Genomic DNA, 13,376 nt, shown 5'->3' on the forward strand with positions numbered 1-13,376 from the left:
GGTTATTTTACCGATTATAGCTAACTAAATTCGCCAAAATGGCTGAAATTAAAATTACCCCCATCTCTGGAGTTGTAGAGATTTTCCCAAGAATTTTTCCTGACAATCGTGGCTATTTTTTCGAATCCTTTCGTCAGGATTGGCTCGAAAAAGTAGGAATTACTGAAAATTGGGTTCAGGACAATCAGTCTTTTTCCCAAAAGGGAACAGTAAGAGGCCTTCATTTTCAACATGCCCCCAATGCGCAGGCCAAATTGGTACGGGTCATTTCGGGTAAAGTGCTGGATGTTGCACTAGATCTCAGAAAAGACTCACCTACTTTTGGTCAGTTCTATTCCACAGTTTTGGATTCCGAAAAAAACAACTTGCTGTATATCCCTGCCGGATTTGGACATGGATTTTCGGTATTGGAGGACGCCGTTTTTGTCTATAAATGCTCTAACTACTATCACAAAGCTTCCGAAGGTGGAATCTTATGGTCAGATCCTTCTTTGGGAATCGATTGGATGGTAGACCAGCCGATCATTTCTGAAAAAGATCAGGTGTGGCCTACCTTAGAGCAGTTCAGAACTCAAACTGGAGGTGGATTGTAATGGGCTGGCTGGATTTTCTTAAGAAAAAACCTGCGGAAGTTGAACGCTTGGACCTTTCATGGTTGCAAGTGGATATGCACTCCCATCTGATTCCAGGTATAGACGATGGCTCTAAGTCTATGGAGGAATCACTAGGGCTGATTCAACGACTGGCGGAGTATGGCTTGAGGAAAATCATCACCACGCCGCACATCATGTCGGAATATTACCGCAACACGCCTGAAATCATCCGAATGGGTCTTGAAGATTTGAAAAAAGCGGTTTCAGCTTCAAAAATCCAGATTGAAATAGAAGCTGCTGCAGAATATTACATGGATGAGATTTTTTTGGAAAAGGTAAAAGGAGGTGAAGAAATTCTCAGTTTTGGAGGGGGCTACATACTGGTAGAGACTGGCTTTATCAACAAACCCCAAATGCTGCTGGACATTATTTTTCATTTAGAAATGGCAGGTTTTAAACCGATTTTGGCTCACCCTGAGCGCTATCAGTACCTCATAGCAGACAAAAAACTTCAGGAAGAATTGATTGAAAGAAATCTGCTCTTTCAGGTTAACCTTCTTTCACTTACCGGGTTTTATTCCAAGCAAGTGAAGGATTTTGGCGAGATGCTCTTAGAGCGAAATGCTGTTGCCCTTCTTGGCACGGATTGTCATAATGCCCGATACTTGGACATGCTGGAGACGCTTCCCAAGCATCAAAAAACTTACGAAAAGATTAAAAAGCTGGAGCTTATCAATCATCAGCTCTGAATCAGCTAATGAATATTCTCATTACAGGTATTACCGGATATTTTGGAAGTCAACTGGCTAAGGAGTTCAGTCAGCTTGGAAAAATCCATGGAATTAAACGGGGAAATTCCAACCTAAATCTCCTAAAGGACGCTGATTTATTTGTACAATGGCACGAAGGAGACATCACAGATACAGACTCCCTTCTGGACGCAATGAAGGACATCGACCTAGTCATTCATGCAGCTGGAATGGTCTCTTTCGCTTCCAAAGATGAAGATCTACTCTATAAAATCAACAGCGAGGGTACCGCCAATGTGGTCAATGCCATGCTCTCTGCGGGAGTGCCGAAATTAGTTTATGTTAGCTCCATAGCGGCCATTGGCCGAACCTCCGAGGTAAAAGAGTACGATGAAAACTTCAAATGGGTGGATTCTCCGCTCAATTCAGGATATGCGCTATCCAAATATTGGGGGGAACTGGAAGTCTGGAGAGCAGAGCAAGAAGGTCTGGAGACACTTGTCATCAATCCGTCGGTAATACTTGGCAAAGCCAACTACGAAAAAAGCAGCGGATCGATCTATCAATATGTACTGAAAGGTAATTTGTTTTACCCCAAGGGAAATATCAACTACATCGATGTCCGAGACGCAGCTGCCATCACCAGATTATTGGTGGAGAAAAATGCATGGGGTGAACGCTTTATCCTCAATAAAGAGGGGAAATCATACCGAGAGTTTTTCGCTTTACTTGCAAAAATCTTTGAGACCAAAGCTCCAAGTATCCGGATTTCCAATACGCTACTTAAAATAGTTTTACCTGTCATCAGTCTATTGAGGGGATTGAGACTTTCAAATAGCCCTCTCAATAGGCAATTAGCCGTAAATGCTCAAAGGAATTGCTATTATTCAAATGCAAAGGTGCAGGCACTATTGCACTACCAATACCACTCTTTAGAAGATACCTTGAAGTGGGCAAAACAACCCTGATCAAACTTATTTTTACATCTAGGCGTTTAGCCAACAGAGATTTCACCCAAATTCGCCTCCACTTTAGCTCAAAATTCTAACCTGAGCTTCAAAAAAATTAACAAAACCAACTAGTGGGATACCCGAAATATTGGTATCTTAAAAAAACCATAAGACTATCGAATGACCGGAGATCACGATCACGACTGGGAAGAAGACAAAAAGCTTGTAGAGCGATTTGAAAATTCCCTGAAGTCCAACTTGGACCTGTATTTCGAAGAAGAAGAGCTGGAAGACATCATCCGGTTTTACTTTGATCAGCAAAAATTCCTTAAAGCACTAAGAGCGTCCGAATATGCCCTCGAAAAGTTCCCCTTTTCGGTGGAGATCCGATTGCAAAAGGCACAGTGTCTGATTTTCAACGACGAGTTGGAAGAAGGCCTGGATATCCTTGAGCATCTCAACAATCTGTCCCCAAATAATGAAGACATTGTCTTAGCCCTAGCCAATGCCCATATTTTGGCAGGTACGTTTCAGGAAGGCATTGATCTTCTTGAAAACTATCTGCCCATGGCAGAGGATAAGGCAGAGGTGTTCTATTCTTTGGGAAATCTGTACCGGGCCAAAGGAGACAATACTAAAGCAAGCGAGTATTTCAAAGACGCTGTAAAAAATCGGATCAACCACGAAGACGCGCTTTTTCAATTGGCCATGATCACAGAAGAGGAAGGTTCCTTTGACGAGATTCTGGAGTTTTACCAAGAGTTTATCGATCAGGACCCTTACTCTGCGGGAGCCTGGTATAACCTGGGAGTTGTATATAATCGCCTCGGTCGATTTGAAGATGCCATTCAGGCATATGAGTATGCCTTGTTGATTGATGACGCATTTGCCTCGGCTTATTTCAATCTGGGCAATTCACTGATGAATACCCAACAGTATGAAGCTGCCTTGGAAGCGTATCAAAATACCATCAATTGTGAGGGCGCCAATGCTGAAAACTGCTGCTACATGGGTGCTGCTTATGAAAAGATGGGTAAAATCGATGAAGCATTTAAGTATTTCAAAAAATCAGCAAAGCTGGACGAAGAGTATGACGATGCGTGGTTTGGATTAGGAATGTGTATGCTCAAAAAAGAGAAGTTTTTTGAAGCTATTCATTATTTCAAAAAAGCGCTCAATCTCAACAAGGACAACCCAAACTATTGGGTAGGTCTAGCTGATGCAGAGTTTAACTTGGGTAATCTTCAGGCAAGTTCGGAAGCTTACGAGGAAGCAATCAACCTCGAGCCGGGAATCATGGAAACTTATGTCAACCTCTCGGTGATTTATTTTGAGCAGAATCGTTTTGAAGAAGCGGTAGATGTGATCCGAGAAGGAATAGAAGAATCTCCGGAGGAGGCAGAACTTTACTACCGAATTGTGGTATATCTGATCAAAATGGGGAAATACAAAGAGGCCTTCACTTATTTGGAAAATGCGTTAACTTTGGACTTCGATAGGCATACGATTTTGTATGAGCTGATGCCTGAATTACAAAAGCAAAAGGCCATTTATAAAATCATTGACCAATATCGGGATAGCACTACCCAGCTCTAAACATTAAAACCTAGCAAATGAAATCGAGCATTACTTTAAAGTCACATTTTGAGTTGACTACCCAGCATGCGAGATTCCATGTGGCCTTAAAATAAAATAATTAACACATGAATTACGTGCTGAAGAATCTCCCTGTGAGGACTGAAAAGCCTCGCAACACGGGATTTACTATGGCGATGGACAAAGGTCTCAGCCTGAGAGAAACTGAAGATTTTGTAGAAAGCTGCTCCGACTATGTGGACATTGTGAAGTTGGGATGGGCCACTTCTTTCGTAACCAAAAAACTGAAGGAGAAAATTGCCGTTTATCGTGAGGCTGGCATACCTGTCTATTTTGGAGGTACACTTTTCGAAGCATTTATCGTACGTGGACAGTTTGACGATTACCGAAAAGTACTGGATACCTATGGGTTAGAATATGCTGAAGTTTCGGATGGCTCCATCTCGCTCAATCATGAAAAAAAGTGTGAGTTCATTAGCACACTTGCACAGCAAGTCACTGTATTATCAGAAGTTGGTTCAAAAGATGCAGCCAAAATCATCCCTCCTTACAAGTGGATCGAGCAAATGCAAACCGAACTAAATGCTGGCGCTTGGAAAGTAATTGGCGAGGCTCGTGAAGGTGGTAATGTTGGCCTTTTCCGTGATTCAGGTGAAGTAAGACAGGGTCTGGTTGAGGAAATCCTAACTCAGGTTCCTGAGGAACGCATCATTTGGGAAGCCCCACAAAAATCTCAGCAGGTATGGTTTATCAAACTTCTGGGAGCCAATGTAAATCTTGGAAATATCAGCCCATCCGAAGTGATCCCTTTGGAAACTATCCGATTGGGACTTCGTGGTGATACTTTCGATCATTTTCTGGGTGAAATCAAACTTTAATAACTTCAACAATCCTATAAAGGCTGGTCGGTAATCGGTCAGCCTTTCTTTTTCCCATGAATTCAATCAAAAAATACGGCCTCACCTATCTTAAGGGCATGGCTATGGGCGCAGCAGATATCGTCCCTGGTGTCTCAGGTGGGTCTATAGCCTTAATCGCAGGAATTTATCAGCAATTATTAGACAGCATCAACTCCTTTAATCTGGAAAACCTTCTGCTATTAAAATCATTTGACTTCAAATCATTCTACGAAAAAGTAAACGGCTCTTTTCTGCTAAGCCTTTTGTTGGGAATTCTGACAAGCATTTTTGCACTATCTAAAGTGATTACTTTTTTAATGAATGAGCATCCAATCCCACTTTGGTCTTTTTTCTGTGGATTGATTTTGGTTAGTGCCTTTCTCATATTAAAGGATATCAAAAAATGGCATCTTGGAGTAGTAATCTCTGTGCTGATAGGGACGATCATTGCTTGGTGGGTTACCAATCTCCCCCCCACTACATCGCCCGATGCCCAATGGTTCACCTTTGTGGCTGGAGCTATTGCCATTTGTGCAATGATTTTGCCCGGAATTAGCGGGAGTTTTATACTGTTGATTTTAGGTAAATATGAACCCATCTTGAAAGCCGTATCAGATAAAGACATTTTCACTTTGGCACTTTTTGCGTCAGGTTGTATAGTTGGTATTCTTTCATTTAGTAGGGTGGTCTCTTACCTCCTGCGCAAATTTCATTCTGCTACCATTGGCCTGTTGTCCGGATTTATGCTTGGATCGGTCAATGAGCTCTGGCCCTGGAAAATCATCACGGCATGGAGAACTTCATCCAGCGGTGAGCAAAAGCCTTTTCTGACTGAAAACATCCTTCCTTCTGAATACCTAATTCAGGTAGGGGAAGCGCCACAATTAGGTTCTGCAATTAGTGCATTCATCGGAGGAATCGGATTAGTCTTGTTTATTGAGTGGTTGGCTAGCAAACTTCAGCATTCATGAGAAAATTTGGGTTGATCGGGTTTCCTTTAGGACATTCCTTTTCTAAGAAGTATTTCACCGCAAAGTTTGAAAGAGAAGGTATTAACGGCTGTCAATTTGATTTGTATGAAATTCCTCAAATTGAAGACTTTCCTGAAGTACTTTTAAAACATCCTGAGCTGGAAGGAATGGCAGTAACAATTCCCTACAAAGAGCAAGTAATTTCCTTTTTGGATGAGCTCGATCCTGCTTGTAAGACGATTGGTGCAGTAAATTGCATTCAAATCAGGGGAGGGAAAAAAACCGGATTCAATACCGATTATATTGGATTTAAGCACTCCCTTCAGGCATGGTTAGGCGATGAGATACCCAATGCTTTGGTCTTGGGAACAGGAGGAGCCTCCAAAGCAGTCAAACAAGCTTTAAAAGATCTTAAAGTTGCTTTTTTATCCGTATCCAGAAGCAAGGATGAGCATCAACTCAGCTATGAGGAGTTAAGTGAAAATGTTGAATTTCTAAAAAATTACCCCTTAATCATCAATACCACACCACTGGGTACCTTTCCTAAAGTGGACGGAATTCCAGACATTCCACTGGACCAACTTACTTCGGCTCATCTGGTTTATGATTTGGTCTATAATCCACCCGTGACAAGATTGATGCAGGAGTGTATTTCTAGAGGTGGAAAAGCCAAAAATGGTCAGGATATGTTGGAACTTCAGGCTGAAGCGGCATGGAAAATCTGGAATAGCTGATTATATCGACCCTTTTTTTGAGTCCTATAAATCAAGAAAGAGCTTGCTAGTGATCTTTGATTTTTTCACTTTTCAGGATGGAGACAAATCAATCCTTAATCAACCGATGCCCTTGGTGCTTAGGCTTTCCCGATTACATCACTTATCATGATACAGAGTGGGGCGTACCCGTTCATGATGATCAAATCCATTTTGAATTTTTAGTTTTAGAAAGTGCCCAAGCGGGTCTCAGTTGGGCAACAATACTGAAAAAGAGAGAGGGTTATCGAAAAGCCTTTGCCGATTTTGATTACCGCATTGTTGCAGAATTTCCCGAGACTTATGTTCAGGAATTGCTTCAGGATTCCAGCATCATCCGAAATGCTCAAAAGATCAGAGCTGCAATCAACAACGCCCGGCGATTTATGGAAGTACAGCAAGAGTTTGGCTCTTTTTCAACCTACATCTGGGGATTTGTAGGAGGAAAACCAAAAATCAACTCGTTGAAAAGAGGAGAACCCTACCCCGCTACATCTCCAGAATCAGATCAACTGGCGAAAGATCTAAAAAAAAGAGGGTTTAAGTTTTTAGGAAGTACTATCGTCTATGCCCACATGCAAGCCACCGGACTGATCAATGACCATCTGATGGATTGCTTTCGATATGAGGAAGTAAAGTTTTAAACGAAGGCGATAAATACCAGCCAAACCAAGAAAAGGATCGGAAGAAGGATCGGAAGAGTAAACCGGATAATGTAACCGAAGAAAGACGGCATCTTAACTCCACTTTGCTCTGCGATGGATTTAACCATGAAGTTTGGCCCGTTACCTATGTACGTCATAGCTCCAAAGAACACCGAAGCGATGGAAATTGCCAACAATTGGAAAGTAGTATCTGAATCGTTCATGGTATTAGCCGCGAATTCTTTCACTTGGGCAATATTGCCAATATCAGACCCTTCGGAGGCCATGGCAGCTGCCAAGAAATTGAGGTAGGTAGGAGCGTTATCAAGTACTGCTGAAAGAGTGCCTGTTCCCCAATAGAGGGTATTCACCGTGATCAATTCAGCTCCTTCTGGAGACTTTGCAAAATTGCCAACCAACTCCAAAGCAGGCATCATCGTCCCGAAAATACCAATGAAGATAAAGGCTACTTCACGAATCGGTTCAAAATTGAATTCGTTGCCTTTGATGGCGCGCTGATCCGCAAACTTGTAAGAAAGAAATGCCACCGAAAGCATGATGATTTCTCTCAGGAAAGAAAACTTTTGGCCATCATAGTGAATGGCAGGTACGCCCTCAATGACATTGGGGTCCAAGAATACTGCACAAATTACCACGAAAAGCCAGCCGAAATTCTTGGCTCCGATCATGGTAAATTTATTGGAATAGCTGATTTCCTCGGAGTAGTCATCTTCTTCCGAAGCTTTTCCAAACTTGCGGTCGATAAAATAAAATACAGTTCCTAAAAGTGCCAAAGCCATGGCCCAAGCAGGCCAATTATGCTCAATAGTCCAAAAGAATGGAACCCCTTTAAGAAACCCCAAGAAAAGCGGTGGGTCGCCGATAGGAGTCAGTGAACCGCCCACATTGCTCACCATCAGGATAAAAAACACTACATGATAGGGCTGAATGTTAGCTTTATTCAATCGAATAAATGGCCGAATCAAAAGCATAGAAGCACCTGTAGTTCCGATCAAATTAGATACTACTGCGCCTATCAGGAGCAAAGATACATTGGCAAGTGGGGTCGCTTTTTTGTCAATCTCTATCAAAATCCCGCCCGATGCTACATAGAGAGAAGCTAGTAAAGCGATGAATTGCACATATTCAGCGAGTGCATGTACAGGAGCATGCACATTATCCAATACAAACAAGTAATAGAGAACGACCAATACGGCAAATCCTACGGCAATTTTTGGATAATTGTGATGCCAAAAGTGCTCGTAAAATAAAGGACCTGTCGCGATCATCAACAAAAGCGTAACAAATGGGATAACCAACCAAAGAGGAGCTATGTGATGCTCTTCGGCATGGGCTTCTTCGGCATGGTCAGACCCCAATTGATCCGCAGAGGCGGAGTGGTCTTCGGTTTGTGCCAGTTGTTCAGTATTTTGATCAAAGGAGAGTGCATAGCAATCTGACGCTTCAATCATTCCAAAAAATAATATTCCGAAAAGTATGAAAAGACTTATAAGATATTTCTTCATTGGATTGACTTAATGGGCTGGGTTTTACTTTCCGGCAATTTATCGAATTTTTATGTGGGATTTGATAAGATTGGGTGGTCGCTAAACTACTGAATTTGATGCAAACTCTATAATCGCAAATAGAACCCCTGCCGAATTTCACGATAAATTAATTCAGCAGGGGGGATTGTTGAGGTAGCTTTTACACGAGTTGTGTCAATGCTATTTTAAAGGAAGTTTGGGCAATGTTTTTCCGAGCAGGATTCTCTTCATGTGTTCTTTTCAATGCTTTTTCGATCGTGGAGGAAACATCTGAAAAGATCGCTTCGTCAGTCACTGCGGCATGGTCGCTCATCAGATAAGCAAATACTCTGGCCATTCCACAATTAGCGATGAAATCAGGAATGACCGAAATCCGTTCGTCAGTCCAAACACCTGTAGGTCCAAAGAAAATCTCGGGATCCGCGAAAGGTACATTCGCACCACAGGATATGACTTCTAATCCCGCTGCAACCATTCGCTCTGCTTGGTCTTTGGTGATCAATCTGGAAGCCGCAGCCGGAATAAAAATCTCACTTTTCACGTCCCAGATTTTGGAATTGACTTCGTGAAAGGGAAGTAGATTTTCTGAAATGAGCTGATTTCCTTCCCTCTTTAAAAATAATTCCCGGATTTCGTCCAAAGAAAATCCATCCTCTCTGATCAGACCTCCGGCCCGATCGATAATTCCTACAATTTTAACTCCTTCCACCGCAAGAAAACAGGCTGCTGCTGCACCCACATTACCCCAACCCTGGATGATGGCTCGTTTTTCCCTGATGTTTCCTCCCCAGATAGAATAATAATGGCGGACGGCTTCTGACACACCATAGCCTGTAATCATATCTGCAACAGTATACTTTTTTGGACCGTTTGGGGTAAACTTTGGATCTTCCAGAATTTTGGACACACCCTGCCGGAGCTGTCCGATCTTCCTGATTTTTTGGGGCTCGTTGGCATGGAAATGGCCGTTGACAATTCCCTCCTGGGGATGCCACAGGCCATAAGACTCAGTAATTGGAATTACTTCGTGAATTTCGTCCACATTGAGATCGCCTCCTGTGCCATAGTAATTTTTCAATAGCGGCATTACGGCTTTGTACCAACGCTGAAGTACTCCCTCTTTTCTGGGGTCGCTAGGGTCAAAGTTGATTCCGGACTTAGCTCCTCCTATGGCGGGACCAGAGACGGTAAACTTTACCTCCATGGTCTTTGCCAGCGACTCCACTTCCCTTTTGTCGAGACCTTTTCTCATTCGGGTACCTCCACCCGCGGCACCGCCTCTGAGGGAATTGATGACTACCCATCCTTCCGCTTCCGTTTCACTGTCGCTCCACTCAAATACGATCTCCGGAGTCTTGTTTTCAAATTTCTTTAGCAGTTCCTGCATCTTATTTGGGTTTATATTTGGGCCCAAAAATAGAAAAATAAAACTGCTGTGGCTTAGGCGTATTTTCCGGGCTTATCCATAGATCAGCCCCCCTGAGGAATCTCTGCTCGCGCCGGTCACTGAGGAGAGACAATTAATATCTCCTCTCAGCCTCAACGCTCCCAGAAATGCAAAAATCAAGGCTTCCTTGAATTCAATAAGTTCTGAAGGAGCCTCTATTTGATTCCAGTTATGATTCAAATGACGATCCAAGCATTCCTTGAAATAGAAATTGTATGCCCCACCACCAGTCAAAAGTACACTTGGCTTTGCAGAAGCAGCATAATGGGTAATTACTTTGGCAATCTGAATGGCAAAATGCTCAATCAGTGTGCTGAGCAAATCTTTAGGCTCTAGTCTGCTGGCTTCCAAAAGGGGGAAAAAGTTATTTTCCATATCCTCTCGGCCCAATGACTTGGCTGAAAAGGAGTGGTAAAACGACAAGGAGTTTAATTTTTCCAAAAGTGATTCATCCGTTTTTCCTTCCTTTGCCCAAGTCCCTCCTTCGTCAAAGGGTTTTCCCAATTTTTTGGCCAATGGGTTAAGCAAGAGATTGAAAGGACTAGTGTCAAAGGCAATTCTCCTGCCTTCATGCTCCATGGACAAGTTGGAAATACCTCCCAGGTTGATGCAAAAATCCACCTGAGGAAAAAGTAAGCGATCCCCAATAGGAACTAAAGGTGCCCCTTGTCCTCCCAATTGGACATCAAGCATTCGAAAGTCAGTGATGACTTTTTCACCCGAAGCCTGATGCAGCGCCCAACCATTACCGATCTGGAGACTGACTTTTTTGGATGGTTGGTGGAATACGGTGTGACCATGGGAGGCTATTGCCATGGGCTTGATTTGATTTTCTGCACAAAACTCCTTCACTTTTTCCCCCATCCACCTTCCAAAATCTATGTCCAAAAGCGTAAGCTCAAATCCAGATAACTGATGGCTGGCTTGAAGCCTTTCACCGAGAGCATCAGGAAAAGGTTCTGTTTTGGCCTGAAGGATTTCAAAAGACCATCCATCTTGGTATTCAAAATGGCAGTGAGCAATGTCCAAACCGTCCCCGGAAGTGCCGGACATGAGACCTATCAAGGTATAGCGTTGTGGATGCATGGGTTAAAGATTGTTAAGCGGGGGAAAGAATCAAAGATAAATTAGAGGCAGGAAAAGTCTCTTTTTTATTAATACCTAATTTGCAATGCCATGAAAAGTCTAGTCATCGATATCGGAAACACACGAATCAAATCAGCGCAGTTTGATAAAGACCAGCTTTTGGAGGAGAAATCTTTTGATTCTTTGGAAGAATCGATTGAGTACTTTAGCCGAGTAGATTTTGATCACTGCCTGATAAGTTCGGTAAGGTTTTCAAAATCTGAATTACTGGCCAATCTCCCTTTTCACTTTCTTTTTCTTGACCATCAGACTTCCACTCCATTGATCAACGGGTATGCTACACCCCATACTTTGGGCTTGGACCGATTGGCGGCGGCTGTTGGAGCTTGGAATCTTGCAGGCAAAAACCCAGTCTTGGCGATCGATATGGGGAGCTGCATCACCTACGAACTTGTAGATAATCGTGGGGTATACCTGGGAGGAGCCATAAGCCCCGGTATAAAAATGAGAGCACAAGCCATGAATCTCTTGACCGCAAAGCTTCCGGAAATTCCACTTTTCCCAAGGACTGAATCGGATTGGGGAGATTCGACCACCTCTTGCATGAGTTCAGGAATTTGGTCTGGCGTAAAATTCGAAATCGAAGGATTTATAGGCTCCGCAAGTCTTAAATTTCCTGAAATATCCATTTATATCTGTGGAGGTGATTCTCAATCTTTTGAATCATTAGTAAAAGACCACATATTTGTAGTCCCAAATTTGGTTCTACATGGGCTAAATTGTATTCTAAATCACAATGTTGAGTAAAATAGGGTTGAAAACAGTGGGTGTCCTTTGCACCCTTTTATTATTTACGCAGGGATATGCCCAGACCAGTTCTTCTGTCTACAGCGCCCTTGGCATCGGAGATTTTAATTCAGGAGGCCTTACCCACAATCAGGGTATGGGGGGTATGGGCATCAGCTTTGCTACCGGATGGCACGCCAATGTGGTTAATCCAGCACTTACTACCCGAAATACCATTTTCAACTTCCAAGCCGCTCTAAATTATAAGAGAATCAATGTCAACAATGGAACAGAAAATTCATTGGTTGATGGAGGAGGGCTATCTTACCTTGCTATCTCTCTTCCTATCAAATCCGGTAAGTTCACCTCAGGGATGGGTCTTGGGCAGATTTCCAGTATCAATTACCGCCTCCAGGTAGAAACTCCAGTCACAAACTCTGAATTAAAAGCCTCCAATTTTCTGGAAGGAGACGGCGGTATTTCTGAAGCCTACATCAATTTTGGTTACCTCCTCGCAAAAAATTTAAGCATCGGGGTACACGGATCTTACCTTTTTGGATCATCTATCCGATCCAACCAATTGCTGATTTATGACTCAAAAGATGTGGAAGTAGGTCAGGCATCTGAATATTATGAAAGATTAACAGTTTCCGATGTCGGGTTCAAAGCGGGTTTGCATTACATGTTCAAATCATCAGCCAAGAGTAACATTCACCTCGGAGCCATCTATCAGAAATTGGGTGATGTTAATGGAACTGCGTTTGCAAAATTGGCCGCAATTGGCCAAGCTAGTAGGCCAAATACAGACGGTGACCTGATTGCTGATAATCAAAGAGGAAGTATTTACATACCAAATCGTTACGGAGTTGGTATTACCTATGAGAAAAACAATAAATTCGCGGTCGGTTTGGAAGGACAGTACCAGGATTTTGCCGATTACAGAAACTTCTTCGGAGATCCGCTGACCCTCCAGTCTAATAAAAAAGTGGGCCTCGGGGTTCAGTTTGTTCCGGACTTTCAAAGTTTCGATAACCTCCTGAAACGCGCTACTTATAGGATTGGATTGGAGTGGAATCAGACTCCTTATCTCCTAAACCAAAGTACCATCAATGATATTGGCATCAACTTTGGAACTTCAATTCCTGTGAACCAATTGTCCTTGGTGAACTTCGCAATCAAGGCCGGCCAAAGAGGAACACTGGACAATGGGTTGATCAGAGAGTCTTATGTCAATTTCACCTTTGGCCTATCTCTTAATGACAACAGCTGGTTCTACAAACGAACATTTGAGTAAAAAAAAGATTACAGATTAACCAATAACCAAACAAAGGGATAGCTCCCAAATTCAAAAACTGA

At 42.7% G+C, this 13,376-nt stretch carries 13 protein-coding genes; 10 read left to right on the forward strand and 3 right to left on the reverse strand.

Annotated elements, in window-relative coordinates; all coding sequences use genetic code 11:
- Positions 1-38: 38 nt before the first annotated feature.
- The 8 genes from rfbC (at position 39) to ACFPIK_RS07075 (ending at position 7,154) form a co-directional block, all read left to right on the forward strand.
- Positions 39-593, forward strand: a complete 555-nt coding sequence (gene rfbC / locus ACFPIK_RS07040) for a dTDP-4-dehydrorhamnose 3,5-epimerase (RefSeq protein ID WP_377913639.1) — start codon at positions 39-41, stop codon at positions 591-593.
- Positions 593-1,342 (forward strand): tyrosine-protein phosphatase, encoded by a 750-nt coding sequence (locus ACFPIK_RS07045; protein ID WP_377913640.1) that lies wholly within the window; start codon positions 593-595, stop codon positions 1,340-1,342. Before rfbC ends, ACFPIK_RS07045 begins: the two co-directional genes overlap by 1 nt.
- Before the next feature lie 8 nt (positions 1,343-1,350).
- Positions 1,351-2,310 (forward strand): NAD-dependent epimerase/dehydratase family protein, encoded by a 960-nt coding sequence (locus ACFPIK_RS07050; RefSeq protein ID WP_377913641.1) that lies wholly within the window; start codon positions 1,351-1,353, stop codon positions 2,308-2,310.
- A gap of 162 nt (positions 2,311-2,472) precedes the next feature.
- On the forward strand, positions 2,473-3,888 hold the full coding sequence (locus ACFPIK_RS07055; RefSeq protein ID WP_377913642.1) for a tetratricopeptide repeat protein: 1,416 nt from the start codon (positions 2,473-2,475) through the stop codon (positions 3,886-3,888).
- 107 nt (positions 3,889-3,995) lie between these two features.
- Complete coding sequence (locus ACFPIK_RS07060; RefSeq protein ID WP_377913643.1) at positions 3,996-4,766, forward strand: phosphosulfolactate synthase; 771 nt, start codon at positions 3,996-3,998, stop codon at positions 4,764-4,766.
- Between the two features lie 56 nt (positions 4,767-4,822).
- Positions 4,823-5,758, forward strand: a complete 936-nt coding sequence (locus ACFPIK_RS07065) for a DUF368 domain-containing protein (RefSeq protein WP_377913644.1) — start codon at positions 4,823-4,825, stop codon at positions 5,756-5,758.
- Positions 5,755-6,492 (forward strand): shikimate dehydrogenase family protein, encoded by a 738-nt coding sequence (locus tag ACFPIK_RS07070; protein ID WP_377913646.1) that lies wholly within the window; start codon positions 5,755-5,757, stop codon positions 6,490-6,492. The genes ACFPIK_RS07065 and ACFPIK_RS07070 overlap by 4 nt, the downstream gene beginning before the upstream one ends.
- 77 nt (positions 6,493-6,569) lie before the next feature.
- Positions 6,570-7,154 carry a DNA-3-methyladenine glycosylase I gene (locus ACFPIK_RS07075; protein WP_377913648.1) on the forward strand — a complete coding sequence of 195 codons (585 nt, stop codon included), beginning with the start codon at positions 6,570-6,572 and terminating at the stop codon, positions 7,152-7,154.
- Here ACFPIK_RS07075 and ACFPIK_RS07080 read toward each other — a convergent pair.
- The 3 genes from ACFPIK_RS07080 to ACFPIK_RS07090 all read right to left on the reverse strand — a co-directional run bounded on the left by ACFPIK_RS07080 (position 7,151) and on the right by ACFPIK_RS07090 (position 11,234).
- Complete coding sequence (locus ACFPIK_RS07080) at positions 7,151-8,680, reverse strand: sodium:proton antiporter (protein ID WP_377913650.1); 1,530 nt, start codon at positions 8,678-8,680, stop codon at positions 7,151-7,153. The genes ACFPIK_RS07075 and ACFPIK_RS07080 overlap by 4 nt on opposite strands.
- A 181-nt stretch (positions 8,681-8,861) precedes the next feature.
- Positions 8,862-10,088 carry a Glu/Leu/Phe/Val dehydrogenase dimerization domain-containing protein gene (locus ACFPIK_RS07085; protein WP_377913652.1) on the reverse strand — a complete coding sequence of 409 codons (1,227 nt, stop codon included), beginning with the start codon at positions 10,086-10,088 and terminating at the stop codon, positions 8,862-8,864.
- Positions 10,089-10,160: 72 nt separating this feature from the next.
- Positions 10,161-11,234: an anhydro-N-acetylmuramic acid kinase gene (locus tag ACFPIK_RS07090; RefSeq protein ID WP_377913654.1), complete on the reverse strand. Its 1,074-nt coding sequence runs from the start codon at positions 11,232-11,234 to the stop codon at positions 10,161-10,163.
- 90 nt (positions 11,235-11,324) lie between these two features.
- Here ACFPIK_RS07090 and ACFPIK_RS07095 point away from each other — a divergent pair, with 90 nt between their 5' ends.
- Together ACFPIK_RS07095 and ACFPIK_RS07100 are read left to right on the forward strand one after the other, a co-directional pair.
- Positions 11,325-12,041, forward strand: a complete 717-nt coding sequence (locus ACFPIK_RS07095) for a type III pantothenate kinase (protein WP_377913656.1) — start codon at positions 11,325-11,327, stop codon at positions 12,039-12,041.
- On the forward strand, positions 12,031-13,314 hold the full coding sequence (locus tag ACFPIK_RS07100) for a hypothetical protein (protein ID WP_377913658.1): 1,284 nt from the start codon (positions 12,031-12,033) through the stop codon (positions 13,312-13,314). The genes ACFPIK_RS07095 and ACFPIK_RS07100 overlap by 11 nt, the downstream gene beginning before the upstream one ends.
- The last annotated feature ends 62 nt before the right edge of the window (positions 13,315-13,376 follow it).

Origin of the sequence: Algoriphagus aquatilis (assembly GCF_042657405.1) — a bacterium.
Taxonomy (GTDB): domain Bacteria; phylum Bacteroidota; class Bacteroidia; order Cytophagales; family Cyclobacteriaceae; genus Algoriphagus; species Algoriphagus aquatilis.

Bases quoted from the DNA above. Each gene is read 5' to 3' on its own strand.
- ACFPIK_RS07090 (WP_377913654.1), bottom strand. From the start codon at position 11,234: ATGCATCCACAACGCTATACCTTGATAGGTCTCATGTCCGGCACTTCC.
- ACFPIK_RS07075 (WP_377913648.1), top strand. From the start codon at position 6,570: ATGGAGACAAATCAATCCTTAATCAACCGATGCCCTTGGTGCTTAGGC.
- ACFPIK_RS07070 (WP_377913646.1), top strand. From the start codon at position 5,755: ATGAGAAAATTTGGGTTGATCGGGTTTCCTTTAGGACATTCCTTTTCT.
- ACFPIK_RS07100 (WP_377913658.1), top strand. From the start codon at position 12,031: ATGTTGAGTAAAATAGGGTTGAAAACAGTGGGTGTCCTTTGCACCCTT.
- ACFPIK_RS07080 (WP_377913650.1), bottom strand. From the start codon at position 8,680: ATGAAGAAATATCTTATAAGTCTTTTCATACTTTTCGGAATATTATTT.
- ACFPIK_RS07085 (WP_377913652.1), bottom strand. From the start codon at position 10,088: ATGCAGGAACTGCTAAAGAAATTTGAAAACAAGACTCCGGAGATCGTA.
- rfbC (WP_377913639.1), top strand. From the start codon at position 39: ATGGCTGAAATTAAAATTACCCCCATCTCTGGAGTTGTAGAGATTTTC.
- ACFPIK_RS07045 (WP_377913640.1), top strand. From the start codon at position 593: ATGGGCTGGCTGGATTTTCTTAAGAAAAAACCTGCGGAAGTTGAACGC.
- ACFPIK_RS07055 (WP_377913642.1), top strand. From the start codon at position 2,473: ATGACCGGAGATCACGATCACGACTGGGAAGAAGACAAAAAGCTTGTA.
- ACFPIK_RS07060 (WP_377913643.1), top strand. From the start codon at position 3,996: ATGAATTACGTGCTGAAGAATCTCCCTGTGAGGACTGAAAAGCCTCGC.
- ACFPIK_RS07050 (WP_377913641.1), top strand. From the start codon at position 1,351: ATGAATATTCTCATTACAGGTATTACCGGATATTTTGGAAGTCAACTG.
- ACFPIK_RS07095 (WP_377913656.1), top strand. From the start codon at position 11,325: ATGAAAAGTCTAGTCATCGATATCGGAAACACACGAATCAAATCAGCG.
- ACFPIK_RS07065 (WP_377913644.1), top strand. From the start codon at position 4,823: ATGAATTCAATCAAAAAATACGGCCTCACCTATCTTAAGGGCATGGCT.